Source organism: Pseudomonas sp. B21-041, from assembly GCF_024748675.1.
GTDB classification, from domain to species: domain Bacteria; phylum Pseudomonadota; class Gammaproteobacteria; order Pseudomonadales; family Pseudomonadaceae; genus Aquipseudomonas; species Aquipseudomonas neuropathica.
The window spans coordinates 6,256,573-6,278,235 of the sequence record NZ_CP087175.1; the positions used below are offsets into that span (position 1 = coordinate 6,256,573).

Annotated in this window: 17 protein-coding genes; all 17 read right to left on the minus strand. The window is 57.8% G+C overall.

The annotated features are described in order from the left end of the window. Nucleotides 1-10: 10 nt before the first annotated feature. The 17 genes from LOY43_RS28010 to tssH all read right to left on the minus strand — a co-directional run bounded on the left by LOY43_RS28010 (nucleotide 11) and on the right by tssH (nucleotide 21,661). Nucleotides 11-472, minus strand: a complete 462-nt coding sequence (locus LOY43_RS28010; protein ID WP_258708991.1) for an XAC2610-related protein — start codon at nucleotides 470-472, stop codon at nucleotides 11-13. Nucleotides 473-480: 8 nt separating this feature from the next. After that, nucleotides 481-906, minus strand: a complete 426-nt coding sequence (locus LOY43_RS28015) for a hypothetical protein (protein WP_258708992.1) — start codon at nucleotides 904-906, stop codon at nucleotides 481-483. Between the two features lie 47 nt (nucleotides 907-953). Continuing rightward, on the minus strand, nucleotides 954-1,784 hold the full coding sequence (locus LOY43_RS28020) for a lysozyme inhibitor LprI family protein (protein WP_258708993.1): 831 nt from the start codon (nucleotides 1,782-1,784) through the stop codon (nucleotides 954-956). 402 nt (nucleotides 1,785-2,186) lie between these two features. After that, nucleotides 2,187-3,041, minus strand: a complete 855-nt coding sequence (locus tag LOY43_RS28025; protein ID WP_130926258.1) for a type IV pilus biogenesis/stability protein PilW — start codon at nucleotides 3,039-3,041, stop codon at nucleotides 2,187-2,189. Next, nucleotides 3,031-4,413 (minus strand): hypothetical protein, encoded by a 1,383-nt coding sequence (locus LOY43_RS28030; RefSeq protein WP_258708994.1) that lies wholly within the window; start codon nucleotides 4,411-4,413, stop codon nucleotides 3,031-3,033. The genes LOY43_RS28025 and LOY43_RS28030 overlap by 11 nt, the downstream gene beginning before the upstream one ends. Next, complete coding sequence (locus tag LOY43_RS28035; RefSeq protein WP_258708995.1) at nucleotides 4,413-5,915, minus strand: hypothetical protein; 1,503 nt, start codon at nucleotides 5,913-5,915, stop codon at nucleotides 4,413-4,415. The genes LOY43_RS28030 and LOY43_RS28035 overlap by 1 nt, the downstream gene beginning before the upstream one ends. Before the next feature lie 37 nt (nucleotides 5,916-5,952). Beyond that, nucleotides 5,953-7,995, minus strand: coding sequence for a type VI secretion system tip protein VgrG (locus LOY43_RS28040; protein ID WP_258708996.1), 2,043 nt, complete (start codon nucleotides 7,993-7,995; stop codon nucleotides 5,953-5,955). Nucleotides 7,996-8,023: 28 nt separating this feature from the next. Continuing rightward, nucleotides 8,024-9,025: a serine/threonine-protein kinase gene (locus tag LOY43_RS28045; protein WP_258708997.1), complete on the minus strand. Its 1,002-nt coding sequence runs from the start codon at nucleotides 9,023-9,025 to the stop codon at nucleotides 8,024-8,026. After that, nucleotides 9,022-9,750 carry a PP2C family serine/threonine-protein phosphatase gene (locus LOY43_RS28050; protein WP_007920303.1) on the minus strand — a complete coding sequence of 243 codons (729 nt, stop codon included), beginning with the start codon at nucleotides 9,748-9,750 and terminating at the stop codon, nucleotides 9,022-9,024. The genes LOY43_RS28045 and LOY43_RS28050 overlap by 4 nt, the downstream gene beginning before the upstream one ends. Beyond that, on the minus strand, nucleotides 9,750-13,289 hold the full coding sequence (tssM, locus tag LOY43_RS28055) for a type VI secretion system membrane subunit TssM (protein WP_258708998.1): 3,540 nt from the start codon (nucleotides 13,287-13,289) through the stop codon (nucleotides 9,750-9,752). Before tssM ends, LOY43_RS28050 begins: the two co-directional genes overlap by 1 nt. Before the next feature lie 13 nt (nucleotides 13,290-13,302). Then, nucleotides 13,303-14,178, minus strand: a complete 876-nt coding sequence (gene icmH, locus LOY43_RS28060) for a type IVB secretion system protein IcmH/DotU (RefSeq protein ID WP_016985783.1) — start codon at nucleotides 14,176-14,178, stop codon at nucleotides 13,303-13,305. Between the two features lie 5 nt (nucleotides 14,179-14,183). After that, the gene (gene tssK, locus LOY43_RS28065; RefSeq protein ID WP_007920300.1) at nucleotides 14,184-15,515 is read right to left on the minus strand and encodes a type VI secretion system baseplate subunit TssK; all 1,332 of its coding nucleotides are present in this window, start codon (nucleotides 15,513-15,515) and stop codon (nucleotides 14,184-14,186) included. Nucleotides 15,516-15,517: 2 nt separating this feature from the next. Then, entirely contained in the window at nucleotides 15,518-16,018 is a 501-nt protein-coding gene (tssJ, locus tag LOY43_RS28070; RefSeq protein ID WP_166221888.1) for a type VI secretion system lipoprotein TssJ, read from the minus strand. Nucleotides 16,019-16,023: 5 nt separating this feature from the next. Then, the gene (tagH, locus tag LOY43_RS28075) at nucleotides 16,024-17,220 is read right to left on the minus strand and encodes a type VI secretion system-associated FHA domain protein TagH (protein ID WP_034152083.1); all 1,197 of its coding nucleotides are present in this window, start codon (nucleotides 17,218-17,220) and stop codon (nucleotides 16,024-16,026) included. Between the two features lie 18 nt (nucleotides 17,221-17,238). Next, complete coding sequence (locus tag LOY43_RS28080) at nucleotides 17,239-17,379, minus strand: hypothetical protein (RefSeq protein WP_003229566.1); 141 nt, start codon at nucleotides 17,377-17,379, stop codon at nucleotides 17,239-17,241. 93 nt (nucleotides 17,380-17,472) lie between these two features. Continuing rightward, nucleotides 17,473-18,993 (minus strand): sigma-54-dependent Fis family transcriptional regulator, encoded by a 1,521-nt coding sequence (locus LOY43_RS28085; RefSeq protein WP_095049659.1) that lies wholly within the window; start codon nucleotides 18,991-18,993, stop codon nucleotides 17,473-17,475. Nucleotides 18,994-19,003: 10 nt separating this feature from the next. Then, nucleotides 19,004-21,661, minus strand: a complete 2,658-nt coding sequence (gene tssH, locus LOY43_RS28090) for a type VI secretion system ATPase TssH (protein WP_258708999.1) — start codon at nucleotides 21,659-21,661, stop codon at nucleotides 19,004-19,006. Nucleotides 21,662-21,663 lie beyond the last annotated feature (2 nt).

Genomic DNA, 21,663 nt, shown 5'->3' on the forward strand with positions numbered 1-21,663 from the left:
CTTGAGTCATTCAGGTTTTGCGTTTGGTGAATCGGGTGATGCATTGCTTGGGTATGTTCATTTCCCAGTAAGTGCTGAGCAACGCCTTACGTTTTTTGTCGACGCGCAGGTTAACGAAGCCATCGCCGCAGTCCGGCTGCAACTCTTCGAACACGCCGGTTTTGGCTTGATAAATGAACACTCGGTAGTAGTCATAAGTGCCCATGCCGTCATCGAGCTGCCAGATCGCGAAATCCTTGTCGCCGTCGAAATTGAAATCGTCGAACTGCATGTGGAGTTTATTCTCGGCTTCAAAATCGATTGTTCGCGACTCGCTGTGCGTTTCACTTTTTACTGCGATGTTCAGCTTGGAGCCTTCGAGAACCAGCGTCGCTTCGACGCCTTTGGTTGGGCTGAACGTGGTGGTTTCGGCTAACGCCGGGATCGTCCACATCAGGCCGAGTAGTGATAACGCTAGAGTTTTGAATTGCATGTACTGCCCTACTCCCACTTGCATCCGGACTCGAGAGAGGAGTCGATGCTGGTGCTGATTCCGAAGCTATAAGCCTTACCGTTGGACTGCTTTGTGTAAGACATCGAGACGATCTGCGAGCCTTGCGTCATCAACTCATAAGTCCCCGTGACCTTGCCGTTGACGATTTCGGACCAGATTCTGGTGTGCTGCCAAGGCGCGTCCGGATCGAGGATTTCGTTCTGGGAATCCGTCAACACAATGAAAATGGGTTCGCTGGATTTGGCGTACTTCACGAAACCACCGGACCATTTGCTGGCTTCGTCGTAGTAGGTACGGAGTTCGAACTTTACCGGGCTCGATTGGGATAATTCGAAGCAAAGTGATTCGGTGGTGACTGCGCTTTGAGCGCCTAAAGGAAATAGCGCAAAAAAGAGAAAGAAAAGTTTGTTCATGCTCATCCAAGTCGACGCTTTCGCGCGAATGCTCCGACTTGTCCGTTTCAACGTCTGCTCTTGTCCGGTGCCAAAGCCAATTGGCGAGCACGCTCTATCGTCGCGCGAATCAGGCAGGCATCGGACCACTCACCGAAAACTGATTTATGCAATTTCGGGTCGGCCTGGCACTCCGCATCTCGAAATTTCATCCAGGCTCTTTGAGTTTCCCTCAGTGCTTTCTGACCGCTTTCGTCCAGCCGACTCATACGATCCCGATATACAGAATTCAGCAATGCATCCGCGTCAGGAACCATCAGATCAAGAACACCATTTCCCGAGGGAAACCACTCAACGTCCGCCAATGCCTGTTCGCTCTCATTGTTCCAATTGTAGAGGCCGTTTTCTTCGATCTTTAGTGTGGCGGATCGTTGATGGTGATTCGTCGGATCGCTCACGCTGACCTCCGAGCGATAAACAATTTCCAAATAGATAGGGTCGGTTGTGCGCTGAGGATCATTCAATAGCGTTTGCCGAACAATGGCCCGTTGCTTTTTGCTCTCAGTGATCTCTATCGAAAAGCACGGATCCGGCCCAGGACGTTCTGCGGACGCCTTCCTCTCCAGGCATTGATTACGAACCGCCATGGAAGGGGTATCCGAACCACCACCCACATCAACCACTCTGACAAGCAACCGGACTTCCGGGTCTTTGGAAAAGTCGGCCTGAAGGATGGTGGCAATCATCGTGCCCTCAGCCATGACCACAGGCGACAGTATTGAAACTAAAAAAATGAGGCTGAATCGGAAAATCTGCATTCCTTGGCGTCCGTAAAAAAATTCAGTGATCCGTTCAATTCTGAACGGGCTCGCGACAGAAGACAGAGTCAGAACCGACAAACGGGCCAGATCTATTTAAGTTCTCAACCAAATTCAAAGCGATCGAACGCAACAAATAAATCCGTCCCCTTTTCCTCAGTCCCCTCCGCTATATATAAATAGCAAAAGCAGCAAGAGTCGGATCATTTGTGTATATCTCAAAATAAATAAACTAGCAAAAAATGGAAAATAAGGAACGCCGTAGTCAGGCCACGTTTTTTGGTCATTACTAAAACGTGGCCTCTCCTAATTTCACTGATCATTAGGCGCAGAGAATGAAGTAATTTGTAAGCCCCCTCATGAACAGCCATTTTTTCGAACAATTACTAACCTATTACCTACCCATTTCGCCTATGCAGCCAGTCTATAAAAGACTGGCTCTTTTCATAAGTAAAACGATCACTATGCCTCATATCACCCCACCTACTTCAATCGTTCTGCAACTCGCGCGGGCATTTTCCCCAGCAGGCCTTTCTTTGCCATCGCCGAACGATAATCAACGTAATAGCCCATTGCTTCTTCGTGTTTACCAAGCGCCCAGAGCGAATCTGCCACATTAAGCTTCAACGGTACCCTATTCGCTGCAAGAGGAAGTAGACGCTCATAAATTTGCATTGCTAATAGGTGCTCACCACCCTGCGCAAAGTAGAACGCAACATCGTTATATGCTGGAATACTTTTTTCCGGTGGGTAACATGCCATATATGAAGGAACCCCCATAAAAACATAATCTTTTAATGCACTAGCACGAGATTCGCTTCCAGTAACTCCAGCCACGTTAGAAATCAATCGACTTGGTGGAACCCCTCCTGTAGCAGCATCAAAAACATCTCCTGTAGAGTCCTTCCACCGTTCATCCTGCCAAGCACCATCACACTGCTGCACTGAACCAATATTTTTAACACAACCCGTTTCTAGCGATATCACGTCGCAGTACGCTTGAGAGGAAATTTTTTTATTACCATCCCCATCAATAACTTCCCCAGCATTGGTTCTTTGAACGATCAAATATTTTTTCTGAGGAGACATCATGCTCACATCAGAACTGGCCACAACTCCTTCTTCTAAATTATCAGCCTTAGTAGGAATCGCGTAAATCTTGAATTCAGCTTTAGAGTTTTTAAACTCAACCTCACTCCACCCTCCAAATTTTTCGTTATACCCCGTAAAGCTTAGCTTGCTATTGTTTATGCCAAGCAATCCTAAACTTGAATTCTCAGCATAACTAGGCTCAATAGCGAACAACGCCAAAACCGCGAACAAGAAATTATTGAACATTAACCGCCGCCTTCAACTTTTCATATCGATCTGATGGGTCCGTCATACCGACCCGATTAGGTCCATAAATATCGGTAATTTTTCGCTCATAGAGTGCGTGATTACTACCCCAGGTTGCCAAATCTTTACTTATAGTAGGGTTCTGTAAAAAAAACTTATTTAACGCACTTTTCAAATTTGCCCCCACGTTACCAGGCCGATTGACGTGCTCATCTAAAACCGTAGCTAAGCCAAGTGTTGACAGAAATAGCTGCCCAACATTAAAGCTATACGTACTTATCGACTTGACACGAACATCTCTCAAGCGCTCAACAAATTCTGAGATTTGAAGCTCTACATATTCAGGCGATCCTACTGCACAAGACAAAACAGCTACTGGCTTACACTGAATTACATGTCCAAAATTAAACTCACCGCAGCCTTCCCTTAATTTATTCTTCAACGCCTCCCGCTCAAATTTTTCACCGTTTGAAAACTCAGCATCTTGATAGTATAGCCTAGGTTTATCTGAACTCAGGTCCAAGTGCCAGCCTTGATTTTCGAATAATTCTACATACTCTTCAGGATAGAGTTTTTTGAAATTTTTGATTTGAATCGGAAGCTCGCCCTCGCCATCGATATTGACAGTTTTTTGCATTGCGCCTGCAGATATTATTTCACTATCATACGCTTGAACAGTATTCACCTTCCCCTCATTTTCACACATGACGGAAATAACTTTTTTCTCAAAAGCTGATACGTTACTAGCGGCCTCTACAGCGCTCCATTGAGGAGCGTCCCCCAATTTTCCATTCCCCCAAGCTGCTGGACCATAACGACCATGGTATCTGGTAACTTTCACAACAGCATTGCAAGCACATTGTTTTTTTCGATCAAAATTAGCTATCAGAGCAACAACGTGTACGTGCCAAATTTTTCCATCTGAATTAAGGCTTACCTTTGCAGCAACTTCTTTCCACCAAGACAACGAATTGATTCGCTGCTTTTGCGCAACCCAATCTAAGTTCGGACGATCCGCTGAATGCCCCATTAGTTCATCTAGGGCATCCCATTTCGCCGCATCATAGAACCACTCACTTTCGCACTTAGTGATAAGCTGGGATATAGATTGTGCAAACCAAGGCTTAGCAAGTGCTGCTTGGATTTCAGTAGATGTCAGTTTGTCGTTTTTATCAGAATCAATAATGTCGTACAACCCTTCCTTTACCGGGCCTTTAGTAGATTTACTAGCTAGAGGAACGAAGGTAGCTTTTTCTTCCTCGGTAAGCATATCGCGATCGTGAAGAAACGAAGAAAAGTGATCGGCATTACTGCCGGTCTCTTCAATAAATTTAAACCCGACCCATTCCCACGGTTTATGGCGAGTGGTCATCAAATCCTTATCGCACACCCATCCGCTGATAGGATTTCCTTGGCCGTCACCCAGTATCCCTTCGAGGTGCCACCATCTAGTCGTACTTGTAGTTGCGGGAGCGTTGCCTGTGCTGGGGGTAGTGGTAGATTGTTTGATTTTTTTGAATCCGGCAGGGCCTCTAAAACACTTGAGGGAACAACCAGATCATATCCAATCACCACACCGGCGTCGTTGGCTTGTGGTGGATTGGTCGCACTTATATCTGGGCGATGAGTAATTAGCTTCGTATCTTTGTGAATCTTTAACAGATTTTTTTGATCGTCTGGTAAAGCAGCAGCTGCACCTTGGCTAAGAGAAACAAATTTCTCAATGTCATCGCACGTGAATACTTCCACATGCACTAGGTTGCGAGGTGCTCCTTCATCGTGCTCTTGATAATGACCTGCAAATCCAACCAACGCACCAGCCTTAATGGTCACTGGTTCATCGAGCAAAACGACCTTCCCCATATCCTTTGGTTCAGTCTTAGTTTCAAGGGAGGGAAACCATACATAACCTCCAACATTGCCAGCTTCATCAGTAGCAAGTGCAGGAATTGGATTTCCACTCACAACTTTTACTAACTTTCGGTAGTTACCAACTGCACCCTCTTGGCTAATCTCAATCTGAGTGCCAGCAGGCAGTATCGACATAACCTCTCCGGTGGTCGAACCGCTCCTACGCACCCTCAACCCCTTGGCTTGATTAGCAGGAATGTTTTTCGCCAGCTCGCCAATCAAGTACTGATTTCCGCCTTTACTGTTCATTTGGGCTTTGAATACCCATCCGCCTATAGCCGCGGACTGATCAGCTTCAGGCGTCACACTCACAACTTTTAGCCATTTCCCATCTGTGCTCGCCTCTCCAGTGGTCACCGTGGTTCCACGGGGCAAAGTCGTCAGAATATTGCTGTAATCCGCGGATCCGGGAAGCCCTGCGCGCGCATTCAGGCCCTCAACGGGATCCTTCACATCCGCTTTTACTTGGTAGCCTCCATTAACCCAATATGACGGCCGCTCCAACATAGGCGTTTTCGTCCTGTAGCCATCCATGTCCAACAGATGCATATACAGGCTATAAAACGTCAATATCGGTCCCGCAGCTGGAGCAGGTGGCGGAGGTCCACCTGCTCCAGCAGGTGGTGCTGGAGGGGACGGCACCTCCAAGGCATGCTTAATCAGCACAAACCCTGTCGAAGCAAAAGCGGTACGGTCGGTATATACCGTGGCTGGATAAGTGTCATCGATTCGATAGGCAACTACTTGCCCATCAGCGATGCAACGAACCTCGCTCTGTGCCGAGACTAATCCGGAAGCCTCATCAAAATGCACGCCGCCATGCCACAAGCCATTGCTGCCAAGTGGGTAATAACCATCCTGCGCCTTCGCTAATGCCGCGTAATACTGCTGTGGATCTGTGCCACCCGCACCACCAATCTTTATTGGGTAAGACCACTTTTTAACTTTCACTGGCTCTGTCATTTGTACTTTTACCTAATCCTTTTTGATCCGTTGGCGGTCAACCAGAGAACCTGATCATTCGCATTGGTCGACGGTCAGCTTTCTGAGGCACCGCATTCCCCAACGCCTGATCCATCAAACTCCCCGCCTTATCCTTATCCGCCGCCCCCGGCAGCACCGGCGGTTTAATCCCGATGCCAGTCCCCGACCCAGCCGAGCCACCGGCATTAATTTTGATCACCGGCCCAACCACCGTCACCCCACCGCCATCCAGCTTGATAAAGCTCCCACCCCCAAGAATGGTCAGCTCTGTCCCCGCCTCGATAACAATCTTGTCCCCAGCCTTGAGGTGAATCTCTTTCCCCACGCTGGTGAGCTGCGCAGTCCCCAGCTTCACATGCTGGTTCTGCCCAACCGTGAGGTGGTCATCCAGCTTCGCCTCAATCTTGCGGTCGGAGATCGTGGTGCGGTGTTCTTCAGCCTTCAGCTCTGTGTAGGTGTTCTTAACTACCGTGTCGTGACGTTCATTACCGACCCGAATCTTCTGGTCATGCTCAACGTTTTCATCCCAATCACGCTGGGCATGAATGTAGATCTGCTCCGCACCTTTCTTGTCTTCAATACGCAGTTCGTTGTACCCACCACCACCCGGCGAGCTAAGGGTTTTGAACACGCTGCGAGTCTTGTTCGCCGGCAAGGCGTACGGCACCGGATTTTCCTTGTGGTACAGGCAGCCGGTGACCAGCGGTTGGTCGGGGTCGCCTTCGAGGAAGGTGACGAGGACTTCCATGCCGATGCGCGGGATGCTGATGGCGCCGTAGCGGTCGCCGGCCCAGGAGCTGGAGACGCGCAGCCAGCAGCTGGTTTTGTCGTCGGCCTGGCCTTCGCGGTCCCAGTGGAACTGGACTTTGATGCGGCCGTACTGGTCGCAGTGGATTTCCTCGCCTTTGGGGCCGGTGACCATGGCGGTCTGGCTGCCGAGGACGCGCGGTTTCGGGTGTTCGAGGGCCGGGCGGTAGAACACGTCCCACGGGGTGGCGAGGAAGGTGTTGCGGTAGCCCTGGTGGAAGTCGTCCTTGTTGTCAGTGGTGTCGCTGGTCACGCCTTCTTCGAGCACTTGCGGCTGTTTGCCTTCGTGGAAGAGTTCGGTGAGCAGCCACAGGTCGTTCCACTCGCTGCGCGGGTGGTCGGACAGTTCCATGAAGTGGCCGCTGACCAGTTTGGTCTGGTCGCCGCGACCTTCGGCCTGCCGGTAGTCGGCGCGATGGCGTTCTAGGGCGCGTTGGCTGAGGAACTTGCCACGGGCGCGGTCGATGAAGCGGCCCGGGTAGTCGTAGTCTTCGAGATCCGGCTCAGTGCTCTCGCCTTCGGGTTTGTAGGCGGCTTCCATTTGCAGGCGCGGTTTTTCGAAGTCGTAGTCGCGGCGTGTGGTGCGGCTGGTGCGGGTTTCCAGGCGCAGTTTGAAGCCTTTGATCACCGGTTCTTCGGCGACCATGCCGCTGCCCTGCACATACGCGGTAGGCTGACCGAGTTTGCGGAACACGGTCTGGTCGTCGCCGAACACCAGCAGGTGGCCTTTGTCGCTGTGCTGGAAGTGGTAGTGAATGCCTTCCTCTTCGCACAGGCGCTGGACGAAGTGCAGGTCGGTTTCGTCGTACTGCACGCAGTAGTCGCGGTCCGGGCACGGCTGGCTGAGCTGGAAGTTGTAAGCGTTGCCCTTGATGCCGTGTTCTTCGAGGATCAGCGCAATGATTTTCGGCGCCGACATCTGCTGGTAGATGCGCTGGTTGGTGCGGTGATGCAGGTATTGCAGTTGCGGCACCATCGACACTTTGTAGCGGGTCAGGCGTTTGCCGGCATCGCCCTGAGCGACGCGGTAGATCTGGCCGTGGATGCCCGAGCCTTGTGGATCGAATGCGAGAAACGCCTGCTTGTGCAGCAGTTGTTCGAGGTCCAGATCCGGGTTTTCGCTGACCAGTTCGAGGTCGAAGCGATACGGCTGGCTGATGCCTTCGGTGCCGGTGAACGACAGCACTTGCAGGTCGCCGACGTAGTCTTCGACCTTGAGGCTGAAGTGGGTTTCGTTAGCTGGGTTGAACATAAAGTGCTCCCTGTTCGAATGTCATCCGTTACGCCCGAAGTCGCAGACGTTGCAGCCAGGACGAAGTGGCGCCCAAGGCGTCACGCAATTGTTGGGCAGTGATGGTGCGTGCTGCAGGGTCGAAGCTCAGCGCGGTTCGCAGCGCTGGCCAGCCGTGTTTCGGTAAGTTCGCCGGCGCTTGCAGCTCGCGCTCCAGGTGCTCGTCGCGGGCCTGGGTCGAGGGCAAGCGGCGGAACGGGTGTTTGCCGCCCGCCAGTTCGTAGATCACGCAGGCCACGCCGTACACGTCCGCGCTGGCCGACAAAGGTTGGCCCTCAAGCAGTTCGGGGGCGGCGTAGCCCGGGGTCCAGGCGTTGAAGCGTTCGCGACTCAGATGCGGCAGGCCGGGCATCACACCCTCCTCTGCCTGACCGAGGCCGAAGTCAAAGAGGCGCAAGCCGTCTTCGCTGAGCATGACGTTGCTCGGTTTCATGTCACCGTGCAGCACGCCGCGACCGTGGGCGTAGGCCAGCGTGTCGAGCAGCGGCAGGACGATGTCGCGCAGTTCGTGCCACGGCAGGCCGAGGGGCCGCTCGCAGAGCAATTTGTCCAGGGTCAGGCCACGCATGTACTCCATGGTGATGAAGGCCCGCTGGCAGTCGGTGTCGACTTCAAAAGTGTGTGCACGCACGACGTTGTCGTGGCGCAGGCGTCGGGTCAGGGCGAACTCGCTGTAGAGCAAGGCACTGGCGTCCGGCGATTCGGCAAATTCTTCGCTGAGGATTTTCAGCGCGATGTAAGGATCGGGATCACCGAACTGTTCGTGCAGCAGATCCCGCGCCCGGTAAACGGCGCCCATGCCACCGGCCCCGAGCAGACGCTCGAGGTGGTAGCGACCGGCGAGTACATCCGGCAGTGCACCGATGCTGGCCTTGGTCGGCGCCAGCAAAGGTGCTGCTTTGTTCTCCTTGGCGAAGGCGAAGTAGGTCAGGTTGTTGGCCTGTTCTTCGCTCATCAGCAAGTCATCGACTGAGGATTCGATTTCAGTCATTGGCGGATCACCACGGCTGTCAGGTTGTCGCGCGCGGCGCCACGCAGGGCGCCGTCGAACAAACGTTCCAGCGCCACGTGCGGCGCGCTGAGGCTGAGGGCGTTGCCGAGGGCATCGCTGCTCAGGCCCTGATACAAACCATCGCTGCAGAGCAAAAATGCATCGCCCGGATAGACCTCGAGTTCCAGTACATCCAGGGTCAGTGTTTCGGCCGCGCCAACAGCTCGGGTCAACGCCTGAGCCGCCGGGTGTGCCGCCGCTTGTTCGACGCTCATTTGCTGTTCGTCGATCAATTGCTGTTGCAGCGAATGGTCCTTGGACAGCTGATACAGCCGCTGTCCGCGCCACATGTAACAACGGCTGTCGCCGGCCCAGATGCAGGCCGCGCGATTGCCTTCCACCAGCAGCGCCACGACGGTGCTGCCCATGATGCTGTCGTGACGTCCGGCGGTGACCGTCAACTCCTGCCCCAAACGCCGGTTCAACCAGTGCAGGCACTGGCGAATGGCTTTGAGGCGTTCGTCGAAGTCCTCGTGTTGCGGCAGTTCAGCCAGGCTGGCGACGATCAACTGGCTGGCGATGTCGCCACCCTGATGACCGCCCATGCCGTCCGCGACCACCCACAGCCCCTGCTGCGGCGAGTCGAGGAAAGCATCTTCGTTGCGCGCCCGCACCTTGCCCGGGTCGGTACGCGCCGCGCTGCGCCAGGCACTGGCCACCAGCATCAGAGCTGCACCGGCATACGGAAGGTGCGCAGCACGCCCATGTCGAACGGGTTCGGCGTGCGCTGGCTGGTCAGCAGGTAGTTGGCGCGCAGGCCACCTACGTCGGCTTTCAGCACCAGCACGTCGCGACCGCTCAGGTACTCGGTCTGCATCAGGTCGAACAGACGGAACAGCGACCATGGACCGGAGTTCTTCTCGATGCCGATCGGACGCCCGGCCATTTTGTCCATGACCAGGCTGGTGCGACCGTCTTCAGCATCGGTCGGCCATTTGAACGACATTGGCAGGATCGGACCGTGGCGGTATTCCATGGTCTTGTCGCCGAACTTGAACTCGGAACGGCTGACGGCCGGGTCGAGGGTGTACGGCTCCAGTTTGAACTGCACGGTCGGCTCGGCCGGGTTGATCGAGAAGAAGCTCTGACGAATCGTCAGCGCTGCCGCCATCTGGTCCAGGTACATCTTCGATACCGGCAGGCTGTGACCGTCGACGCTGCGCATGCGGTAGTTGCCCGGATCGCCGCTGACGAACGGACGCAGGTAGCTGTCGAAGAAACGGTCGACGGTGCCTTGAGCGCGGAAGAACTCGCGGAAATCGCTGATCGCTACGTCGCTGGTGCTGCTGGCGCTGAACGGATAACGCTTGCTGATGGTTTTGCCATACACGCTGTACAGCTCGTTTTGATAACGACCGTTCAGGTATTGGTAAGCATCGTTAAGCACCAGACGCCAAGAGTCTTCGGCCAGCACGTTGAACCACACGCTGAGCGGACGCGGCAGACGGCCAGACGCATTGCGCAGGTTGGTCAGCGCATCACGCTGGCCGCTCATGCGGGTTTTCGCCATTTCGAACGCGGCTTGTTCCGGCGTGCTGGAACGGGCCAGACCGGCCAGTTGCAGTTGCAGGTCGTTGAGCGCGCTCAGTGCAGGCGTCAGGTCCGCAGCCGGGCCGTTGTTGTCATCGAGCAAACGATGCAACGGTTCGAAGCGGCGTTGCAGCGACTTCTTCGCGGTGTCCGGCAGGGTCTTCGCCACGTTCAGGGCCGAAGCCTTGTCCGCGGCGGCGGCGGCAAGTTTGCCAACCTTACCCAGTTTGCCTTTCTGCCCAGCCAGCGCATCAGCAGCGTCGCCAGCTTCTTCGACAGGGTCTGCAGCGGCCTGGAAGCGGGTGTTCTCACGCACTTCAGTGAGCAATGCCAGCACCGGCGAGTTGGCCGAGGTCAGGCCCGCCAGTTGCTCGGCGCCTTCACCGGCGTCGCTGATCGGCGGCAGGGCAACCTGGCCAACCGCTTCGCTCCAATAGTTGGCGTAGTCGCGGAAGTACAGCTGCTCCAACTCGACCATCAGGCGACGCAAGTCCATGTCGCTGATGCCCGCGCCTTCGCCGAGCACCCAGTTGTCACGCAGGATGTCGGTAACCAGCGCCGAACCCTGTACCGAGAAATACTGCTGATAACCGGTTTGCGTGTAGAACCCCGGGATCACGTATTCGGTGCCGATAAACAGCGAGCCTTGTGGGCCGAGGTGTTGGCTGAAACGATAGTCCGGCAGGTTGCGCGCCTGCTCGCGGAGCATGCGGTAAACCACGGTGGCCAGCGATTCGCTGCGCAATACCTGACGCGCCTGAGTGACCAATTGGTCGTTCAGCGGGTAGATAAACGGCTGCTTCAGCAGGCGATCGAGGTGCGCACTCAAACCGTTCTGTACGGCGGTGTTGCCGGTATAGCGCGTCGACCAGTCAGTAGCGACCCAGTCCTTGAGCCACGCGGCATCGCGACGATCCTTCATGTTCAACATCAGGTACGCGCGCAGGCTGTTGAGCAGGCGGTCGCGGTCCTTCATATTGGCGCGGATCTGCCCTTCGAGCATGGTCGCCACCCGTGGCAGCAGTTGCTTTTCAAGCTCGCGCTCGTAAGCCTCTTTGACCACTGGATTGACGTCTTCGCCCTGATACAGACCACCACGTTCGTGATACGAAACGTCGCCCTTCTTCGGGAACACCTGTGTCGCGGCGTAGCTGCTGTCGAGGGTTTTCAGCACGCCCATGGCGTCATCACGCGGCGAAAGTGCCGTGCGCTGCTGCGTCCAGTTCTGCGCCAGATTGCGCAGGTTTTCCAGGCGCTCGTAGTTGGCCGAGAAACCACCGGCCCAGAGCATGCCGAACAGCGCCAGCGAAGCGAGTGCGCCGACGTACAGCGCACGCTGGCCCCAATGGATGCGGCTGCGTTCGCGTTTGTCCAGACCGGCCAGATCGGCTTCGGGGAAAATCACTTGGCTGAACAAGTGATGGATGAAACGCGAACGGCCGCTGCGCAGGGTCGGCAGCACGCCGGCGCTCATGCCGAGACTGGCGCCGATGCCGGCGGTGGTGGCATCCATCTCTTGGGTCAGGTGCGGCGCGCTGGTCAGGTAGAAACCGCGCAGTTGCGTGGCACGCTGATAACGGTTGCCAGTGAACGCCATGTCGACGAACAGGCACAGGCGCTCGCCGATCTGCCCGAGTTGATGCGGGAAGTCGAGGATGCGGCCACGGCGCTGGGTATCGCGCTCGGAGTGCATGCGCATGATCACTTGGCTGTTGAGGCGACGCAGCAGTTCTTCGAACTCGTTGCGCAGCACAGCGACGTCGGTGCCGACCTGGTCCTTGCGGAAACTGGTGCCGAGCACTTGATCGCTTTCTTCGCGGGTCAATTGATCGAAGAACTCGTCGAAGCCGAGCAGCTTGTCAGCCTTGCTCAGGACCAGATACACCGGCACGTCGACGTGCAGTTTCTGATGCACGTCTTGCAGACGGCCGCGAATCTGGCGCGCGAGGGTGTCGATGTCCTGCTCACTGCCACCGAGCAGGGTTTCCACCGGAATGGTCACCAGCACGCCGTTCAACGGACGCCCGCGACGACGCTTGCGCAGCAGCTCCAGCAACGTCGTCCAGGCACCGCCGTCGACTTCCACATCCGGTTGCGTGGTGTAACGCCCGGCGGTGTCGATCAGCACACCGTGGTCGGCGAAGTACCAGTCGCAATGACGGGTGCCGAGGGTGTCGCGGGTCAGCTTGCGGTCGATCTTGTTGATCGGGAATTCCAGACCGGAAAAGTCCAGCAGACTGGTTTTGCCCGAGGCCTGCGGACCGATCAGCAGGTACCACGGCAAGTCGCTGCGCCAGCGCTCGCTGCGGCCGCGATACAGGCTCGAGGTCTTCAGGGTTTTCAGCGCATCTTTGAAGCGCGCCTTCAACTCTTTCTGCTCTTCGTCGATCAACTCTTCACGGCGAATACGGTCCTGGCCGTCCTCGCTTTCTTCCTCGGCTTTCTTGCGAATACCCGAGCGCCAGCTGACGAAGACCATGGTCAGGCCCCAGATCAGGAACAGCACAGCGATGGTCAGCAAGCGAGAGGTCGAGCTCTCCCAGAACTTGTAATCATCAACCGCCAACAACGGGCCGACGAACCACACCAGCAGCGCCACGAACAGCACCAGCAGCAAGGTCCAGACCCAGGTCTGGCGCAGGAAGGCGCCGACTTTCTTGAAAAACTTTTTCATCACACGTCCCTGTTTACGGCTGCGACTGCGGTTGCACCGCGGCCGGATCAAGCGGCTGATATGGTTGCAGAACGGTGTCGCGCTGCTCGCCCAAGACCCAGGCGAAGCCCGAATACATCACCACCAGACAGACGAAAGTGAACAACACCACCATCCACGCCGGCACGATGCGCACCAGGTTACGGCGCTGATCGTTCAAGCCTTCCCAGTGCGGCGACAACTCGCGCGGCACGTCGCCACGCAACTGACGGATCTGCCGATACAGAGCATCGCGGATGCCTTCGAGTTCGAGCATGCCGCGTGCCTGTACGCGGTACTTGCCCTCGAAACCGAGGGACAGGCACAGGTACATCAGTTCGAGCATCGGCAGATGCTTGACCGGGTTTTTCGACAGTCGATCGAGCAACTGGAAGAACTTCTCGCCACCGAAGGTTTCGTTGTGGAAGCTGCTCAGCAGACTCATCTGCGACCATTCGCTTTCGTTGCCCCACGGCGTGGTCACGACAGCTTCGTCGACCACGGTGCAGAGCACGTAACGCGCGGCCATCACCTGGCTGCTTTCGGCGCCATTGTGCAGGGCACGCACTTCAAACAGCTTGAGCCCGGCGGTCAGGCGCTCGTTGAGCGCGTACAAATCTTCGCGGGTTTCGCTGTGCTTGAGGCGCACCACTTCCGAAAGCAGTTCGGACGAAGCAGCGACCAGCGAATTGAGGCTGATGTTGAACGCTTCTGCCGGGCGCAGGCGCGCGGCGTAGATCATGCGTTCTTCCAGTTGCTCGAAACGCGGCGGCGCGGCGAAGTCGGTCAGCGGACTCGATGCCGGTCCGTGGCCTTGACGATCGAGCAGGACGGTTTTGTCGTCCTGGTTGTAATCCGTTTCCTTGATCATGTCGGTCAGTTCCTGATGGCCCAGAATTTCAGTTCAAGCTCGGCGAATTCGCCGGACACATGGAACGCGAAACCGCCGGAGCGCTCGAGTTGTGCCAGGTCTTCGGAACTGAGTTCGAGGATGAAATAGGTTTTGTTCGAATGGAACGCGATCTGCCGCGGGGCCACCGGCAACGGTTTGACCTTGATCCCCGGCAAGTGCAGGTTGACCAGTTGGCGGATACGCTCCACCGGGCCGACCTTGAGGTGCGCCGGCAAGCGGTGGCGCAGTTCTTCGGAGTCGCAGTTGGCACTGGCTGCCAGCACGAACGACGCCGAGCCGAGCAGTTTGTGGTCGTGCAACGGCGAGACGATGATGCCGTACTGACGCGCTTGCAGGATCAGTTCGATGGCGTGCTGTTCGAGCACCATCGACAGCACCTGACGAATCGCTTCCATCAGTTTGCGGAAGCTCCCACCCTGGTCAGCGTGGGAGTAGCGGCTGTCCAGGCGCGGGCGTTTGCTCTCGCCGGAAAAGGTCGCCAGATCGCCGAGCATGGTCAGCAGCGTGCGGTACAACTCTTCCGGGTGCACTTGCTCCAGGCCGAGGTAGTGGCGCAGCAGCAGTTCGGTGCGGTTGATCAGTTGCAGCATCATGAAGTCCCCGACCTCAGCACCGCCGACCTTGCCGTTGGAGCGAATCCGCTCGGCAATCGTGTCGCCACGGTGGTTGAGCATGCTGATGACTTCTTTCAGGCACGACAGCAGATAGCTGGAGGCGTGGGCCTGAATGTAGGTCGGCACGAAGTCCGGGTCGAGGCTGATCACGCCGTCCGGCGTGGTGTCGAGCACGTCGCAGATCTTCAGCTTGACGTAGGCCTGATCGCTCTGCTGCTCGCCGAGCAACAGTTTGAAGTCCGGGCGACCGCAGCTGACCTGGCTGGCGGAATCGTCGCCGGCGTTGGAGTCGGCCACTTCGGCGTCGTACGCGGTGTAACGCGCGAGCACGTCGGATTGCTCCGGACGGCGCGACTCGATGTGGTTGCCGGTGACCAGCGGCAGCGCCAGGTAGATCGGTGTGTTGCCGGTGTTCGGCGGTACGTCCAGCGCCAGCGGCTCGGTGTTGCCACCGAGTTCGAACAGGCTGCCGTCCGGCAGAATCCCCGAGGCTTCACTGATCACCAGTTTGCCCATGTTGAGGAACTGCAAGTCGATCTCCAGATTGAGGAAACCCCAGGTGTAACCACCCAACAATTGGGTGCGGGTTTTCATCTGGTGATCGTAATAACGATCGTTGTGCTGGAAGTGCTGCGGCCGCAGCAGCATGCCTTCCTGCCAAATGACTTTATGGGTATTCATGATCAGTCATCCGCCTTGGCGAGCACTTGATTGGTGTTACGGATGCCGGTCTGGTCCAGAGTCAGATCGACTTCGGTGACTTCCAGCGGAGTGATCTGAACGGTGTGGCGCCATTGGGTTTCCGGCAAGTCGCGGTAAGCGGCGAGAACGCCAACATAAAGGCTGCCCTCTTCCACCTTGAGCTTCATCTCCACGGTTTCACCCGGGCGTAGTTCGAGCTCTTCGCTGGCCACCAGATCCGGGTTGAGGGATTCCTTGGCGCGTTCGTAAAGGCTGAAGAAATCAGCGTTCTCGAAGGTCACCGGGTGCTTGAGTTCGAACAGGCGCACGACGATCGGCGACGGCCGACCGTTGAGGTCCGGGTTGAGCTGATCGCTGCCGGTCAGCTTCAGGTTGATCTTGGTCACTTTCGAGTACGGCGACAGCGACGAGCAACCGGCGAGCAGCACCAGCACGGTGAGCGCAGTCAGCGTCTTGAAAAAAGCGGTCGAGCGGCGAGACATGCGCATCATCCTTGGTGGTCGGTGTGGAGGGTGGAGATCAGGCGGATCTGTTCTTCGTAGGCCTGGGCGAAGTCGCGGGCCAGCAGACGCTCGCTCCAGTCATCGTCCTGACGCAGCGCCTGGTGATAGCGGCCGAACGCTCTCCAGCGCCCGCCCGATGTCGCGATCAACGGCTTGTTGTCACGCTCGAAACGCAGGGTCAGTTGCTCCGGCGAGAAGTGCTCCAGGGTGCCGCGTACGGCGGCGCGGCTGGCGGTCAGCAGTGCGACTTGATGCGCCTGCAGATCGCGGAACGCGCGGGAAATCGCTTGCTCGGCCGGCAGATGGCCGGGCTTGCTTGGCTGCAACAGAATCTGCAGCGCTTCGCTCGGATCGACGGCGAATTTCAGCGGATTCTTGTTGGTGCCTTGCACGGTGGTCTGGGCCAGACGCAGTTCGTTTTTCAGCTCCGAACGGGTGCGCAGGCTCTGCTGCAAACCGCCGATGCTTTGGCGCAGCAAGCGCGCCGCGTTCAACGCCAGGGCTTCGCGTTCGTCGTGGCTGAGGCCTTTGACGTCGACACCCAGCGCCGCACCGAAATGATCCCAGAAACCTTCGCTCTGGCGCTCAACGGCTTTCGGTGCCGGAGCGGGCTCAGGTTCGACGGGGGCTGCAATCAGCTCCGGCACCATCAGGCTTTCCATGTCGATGCGCGCGTAGTCGGCACGCTGACGGGAGTCTTCAGGTTTGGTGTTCGGCGCCAGCAGTTCGTCGATTTCCGAGTAAACACGCTCTTGCTGTTCAAGGGCATTGAGCGGGTCGAGATCGAGGAACGCGTCGTCCGGGATGATGCTGCCGGCAGCGCGTGGACGGCCGACTTCACCGTCGAAGGTCGCCGGGTCACGCACCAGGCGCGCGCGAATCTCGAAGTCACCCAGTACGTAGGTGCTGCCGTGTTCGATGCGCACCGGTTCGCCTTTGTGCAGGCGTGCGCCGCTCTCGCCGTCCTGGACACCGTTGCTGCTGGTGTCGGTGAGGAAGAACGTGCCCTCGCGGTAACTGACAATCGCGTGGTGATTGGACAGATGACGCTTGCGGTCAGGGATGATCCAGTCGCAGTCCTCGCCCCGCCCGATCACGCCGCCGGCCTGTTTAAAGGTCTTCTGGCACAACTCGGTGGGCACGAACTGCTTGGTGTTCAGCATTTCGAAAACCAATTCCATGTTTGATGCTCCTTGCGGTCACTTGCCGCGATTGACCGCTTGCGGATCACCCAACGGGCGATAGTCGTTGTCGTTGAATTTGTAATTGCCGCTACAGCCGCCAAGGCCGCATAGAACGACGAGGGTCAGCAGGACAGCGTGCCAGTGACGAACAGACATCAGAGGGTCTCCAGGTGTAGACAAAGCACAAAGCGCCGACCCTTGCGGGCGGCGCTGAAATTGGTTTTTGTGGGGATTTCGATGAAGTTTTGCCTACCCATCGAAATCTCCCAGATTGATGTTCAAACGGCCGAGCCGATACAGCAGCGTGCGTCGCGGCAAGCCCAGTTCACGGGCGGCGAGGGTCTGGTTGCCGTCGTTTTTGCGCAGGCAATCGAGCAATAACGTGCGTTCGACCTGCTCCAGACGTTCGCGCAAATTCAAGTGGCTGTTGTCTTCCGGCATCGGCTCCATGCGCAGGGAGAAATGCTCGGCGAGCAACTCGCCGCCTTCGCACAACAGCACCGCACGTTCGACCAATGCCTTGAGTTCACGCACGTTGCCGGGGAAGTTGTAGCCGGACAGGTGTTCCAGCGCCGCACTCGACCAGCGCACCGGATCGCGTTGCAAATACGTGCAGGTCTTCTCGGCGAAGTGCTGGGCCAGTTCGAGGATGTCGCCTTCACGCTGACGCAGCGCCGGCAGCTCGATCGGGAATTGCGCGAGGCGGTAGTACAAGTCCTCGCGGAATTTGCCTTCGCTGACCAGCGTCGACAGATCGCGGTGCGTTGCGGCGATGATGCGTACATCGATTTTGTGCGTGTCGTTGGAGCCCAGCGGACGGATCTCGCCTTCCTGCAACACGCGCAAGATCTTCGCCTGCAACGACAACGGCATGTCGCCGATCTCGTCGAGCAACAACGTGCCGCCATTGGCCGCATCGAACAGGCCGGCGCGGTCGCGATCGGCACCGGTGAACGCGCCTTTGCGATAGCCGAACAGCTCGCTTTCCAGCAGATTTTCCGGAACCGCCGCGCAGTTCTGCACGATAAACGCCTGGGAACGGCGCGGGCCGCAATCGTGAATCGCCCGCGCAACGACTTCCTTGCCGGTGCCGGTTTCGCCGCGCAACAACACGGTGTACGGGCTGTGCAGGACTTTGCTGATCAGCGAATGGGTCTGACGCATCGCCGCGCTTTTGCCGATCAAACCATAACCACTGATGCTCGGCACGCTGCGCGCCACTGTTGCCGATTCCGCCAGTGGCTGGCGCAGACGTTGCAGCAAATGCAACTGGCCAAGCACGAACGAGCCGAGCTGGCCGAGGGAATCGGCGAAGCCTTGCAGGTTGGTACGACGACGGCTGGCGCACAACAGCAAACCTTCAACAGCTTTGTGCTGATTGACCAGTGGCACGCACAACAGCGACTGCCACGGCGAGGTCGCCGCTGGCAGGAAACTGGTTTCGTGCAGGCTGCCGCTCAAGTCGTCGAGGCACACCACGCGGTTCTGGCACAGGGCGAATTGCAGCAGTTGCTCACCGTTGTAATCCGCCGGCAGGCTCGCCGCTTCACGCGGTTGCAAGGCGCCGTCGAGGTATTCGGCATTCATCCCCAGGCACGTGTGGGTGGCGTCGAGCAGATACAGCTGCGTCAATTCGCAACCGCTCAACTCGGCCAACCCACGCACGAAGTCACCCAGCAACGCAGCACCGTCCGCCGCCCGCGACAGACTGGCGAACTGCGCCAGCAACGCTTCGGCATAGACCAGTGGCTGCGGCACCTGAGTGAACATCACACCCACCTCAGGCGAACTCGCACGTCACGCTGGACTCGCCGTCGAGCGTGGCATGCACACGCTTGAGGCTTTCACCGGTGGCCATGGCGTCGAGCAGACGATCCGCAACCAGCGGCAAAACGTGCTGGTCGAGCAAATGGTCGATCAGGCGCGCACCGCTTTCGCTTTGCGTGCAACGCTCGGACAGGTGATCGACGAGGTTCTGGCACCAGCTGAAATCCAGCTGACGACGGTTGAGGCGCTCGCCGAGACGACCGAGTTTGATCTCGATCAGCTCGCGCAATACCGGGCCGCCGACCGGGTAGTACGGCACCACTTTCATCCGCGCCAGCAGCGCCGGTTTGAAGTGTTTGCTGAGTACCGGGCGAATGGTTTCTTCGAGGACTTCAGCGGTCGGGCGTGCGCCGTTTTCGCAGAGGTCGCTGATCTTGTCGCTACCGAGGTTCGAGGTCATCAGGATCAACGTATTGCGGAAGTCGATCTCGCGACCCTCGCCGTCGTTGGCCACGCCTTTGTCGAAGATTTGGTAGAACAGGTTGAGCACGTCCGGGTCAGCCTTTTCGACTTCATCGAGCAACACCACCGAGTACGGTTTCTGGCGTACGGCTTCGGTGAGCATGCCGCCCTCGCCGTAACCGACGTAGCCTGGTGGTGCGCCGATCAGACGGGAGACGGTGTGCTTCTCCTGGAACTCGGACATGTTGATGGTGGTGATGAAACGATCACCGCCGTACAGCAAGTCAGCCAGGGCCAGCGCGGTTTCGGTTTTACCGACGCCGCTCGGGCCGACCAGCAGGAACACACCGACCGGCGCGTCAGGCTTGTTCAGACCGGCAGCGGTGGCGCGCATCGAGCGATCCAGTGCGTGCACGGCCTGTTCCTGACCACGGATGCGCGTGCGCAGGTCAGTGGCGAAACTGGCGACTTTGGCGTTGTGCTCACGGGCCAGTTGCGCCAATGGCACGCCGGTCCAGGCGCTGATCACTTCGGCGACCAGACGCGGGCAGACTTCGAAGCTGACCAGACGCTCTTTGACTTGGGCGGCGGTCAGGGCGCTGTGGGTTTCGTTGAGTTGGGCTTCAAGCGCCTCGACGCTTTGGCCTTCTTCGACTTCGGCAGCGACGGTTTCGATCACCGTGCCTTCGGCGTCTTCTTCGACGCTGACGGTCGGCTCGACGGCGGCGGCTTCGCGAGCCTTGGCCAGTTGCTGACGCAGTTCCAACAGGCGCTCGGCCAATTGCTTCTGTTCAGTCCACAGGGTTTCCAGCGCGACCATTTCAGTTTCGGCTTCGTCGAGACGCGCTTCCAGTGCCTCCAGCGCTTCGTGGTCGATCAGCAGACCGGCTTCGGCATCGCGGCGCAGGGCCTGACGCTGACGGCCACCTTCAGCCAGTTCGCCACGCAGGCGCTCAAGGCTTTCCGGGGCGGCGGCGAGGCTGATGCGTACGCGGGCACAAGCAGTGTCGAGAACGTCGACAGCTTTGTCCGGCAACTGCCGACCGGCCAGATAACGTGCGGACAATTCAGCCGCCGAAACCACCGCGTCATCGCGCAGGTAAATGCCGTGGCTCTTCTCGTAAACCTGGGCCAGACCACGGAGGATGGTCACCGCTTCACTGACGGTCGGTTCGTGCAGTTGCACCGGTTGGAAACGACGGGCCAGCGCCGGGTCTTTCTCGAAGTATTTCTTGTACTCGGCCCAAGTGGTCGCAGCGATGGTGCGCAGTTCGCCACGGGCCAGTGCCGGCTTCAGCAGGTTGGCCGCGTCGGAACCGCCCGCGTTGCCGCCCGCGCCGATCAGGGTGTGGGCTTCGTCGATGAACAGAATGATCGGTTTTGGCGAGGCTTTGACTTCGTCGATCACGCCTTTAAGACGACGTTCGAACTCACCTTTGACGCTGGCGCCAGCCTGCAGCAGGCCCATGTCCAGCGACAGCAGTTCTACGCCTTTGAGCACTTGCGGCACTTCACCGGCGGCGATTCGCGACGCCAGACCTTCGACGATGGCGGTCTTGCCGACACCGGCCTCACCGACGACGATCGGGTTGTTCTTGCGGCGACGGGCGAGGATGTCGACCATCTGCCGAATCGCGCCGTCACGGCACAGCACCGGGTCGAGTTTGCCGTCGCGGGCCTGTTGGGTCAGGTTGTGGGTGAAGCGCTGCAGCAGCGATTCGCCCTGCGCCGCTGGTTTGCCGTTGGCCGCCGGTTGCTCCTGTTGCGACAGGGCAAATTCCTTCAGGCGATCAATGTTCAGCTTGGCGAGCAGCGGCTGATAACGGCTGCCGGCGTAGCGCATCGGATTACGCAGCAGCGCGAGGATCAGCGCGGCGTCTTCGACCTGGGTCTGGCCCAGTTCGAGATTGGCCACCAGCAGCGCGTCTTGCAGCCACTGCACCAGTTCCGGGGCGAACACAGGGTTACGCGAAGCGCTGTGTTCGACCCGCGATTGCAGCGCGGCGCTGAGTTCACCGGCGTCGACGTCTGCATCCTGCAGTGCGCGCGACAACAAGCCATTCGGGCGCTCGAGCAGGCCGAGCATCAAATCTTCGACGAGGATCTTGCTGCCACCACGGGCCACGCAACGCTCGGCAGAACGTTCCAGATCACGACGGGTTTCGGCGTCCAGCGCCTGGATGAGTTGTTGCAGGTCTACGTTGATCATGG

Coding starts and splice junctions, on each gene's coding strand:
- LOY43_RS28010 (WP_258708991.1), bottom strand. CDS start 472: ATGCAATTCAAAACTCTAGCGTTATCACTACTCGGCCTGATGTGGACG.
- LOY43_RS28015 (WP_258708992.1), bottom strand. CDS start 906: ATGAACAAACTTTTCTTTCTCTTTTTTGCGCTATTTCCTTTAGGCGCT.
- LOY43_RS28025 (WP_130926258.1), bottom strand. CDS start 3,041: ATGTTCAATAATTTCTTGTTCGCGGTTTTGGCGTTGTTCGCTATTGAG.
- LOY43_RS28030 (WP_258708994.1), bottom strand. CDS start 4,413: ATGACCACTCGCCATAAACCGTGGGAATGGGTCGGGTTTAAATTTATT.
- LOY43_RS28035 (WP_258708995.1), bottom strand. CDS start 5,915: ATGACAGAGCCAGTGAAAGTTAAAAAGTGGTCTTACCCAATAAAGATT.
- LOY43_RS28040 (WP_258708996.1), bottom strand. CDS start 7,995: ATGTTCAACCCAGCTAACGAAACCCACTTCAGCCTCAAGGTCGAAGAC.
- LOY43_RS28045 (WP_258708997.1), bottom strand. CDS start 9,025: ATGACTGAAATCGAATCCTCAGTCGATGACTTGCTGATGAGCGAAGAA.
- LOY43_RS28050 (WP_007920303.1), bottom strand. CDS start 9,750: ATGCTGGTGGCCAGTGCCTGGCGCAGCGCGGCGCGTACCGACCCGGGC.
- tssM (WP_258708998.1), bottom strand. CDS start 13,289: ATGAAAAAGTTTTTCAAGAAAGTCGGCGCCTTCCTGCGCCAGACCTGG.
- icmH (WP_016985783.1), bottom strand. CDS start 14,178: ATGATCAAGGAAACGGATTACAACCAGGACGACAAAACCGTCCTGCTC.
- tssK (WP_007920300.1), bottom strand. CDS start 15,515: ATGAATACCCATAAAGTCATTTGGCAGGAAGGCATGCTGCTGCGGCCG.
- tssJ (WP_166221888.1), bottom strand. CDS start 16,018: ATGTCTCGCCGCTCGACCGCTTTTTTCAAGACGCTGACTGCGCTCACC.
- tagH (WP_034152083.1), bottom strand. CDS start 17,220: ATGGAATTGGTTTTCGAAATGCTGAACACCAAGCAGTTCGTGCCCACC.
- LOY43_RS28080 (WP_003229566.1), bottom strand. CDS start 17,379: ATGTCTGTTCGTCACTGGCACGCTGTCCTGCTGACCCTCGTCGTTCTA.
- LOY43_RS28085 (WP_095049659.1), bottom strand. CDS start 18,993: ATGTTCACTCAGGTGCCGCAGCCACTGGTCTATGCCGAAGCGTTGCTG.
- tssH (WP_258708999.1), bottom strand. CDS start 21,661: ATGATCAACGTAGACCTGCAACAACTCATCCAGGCGCTGGACGCCGAA.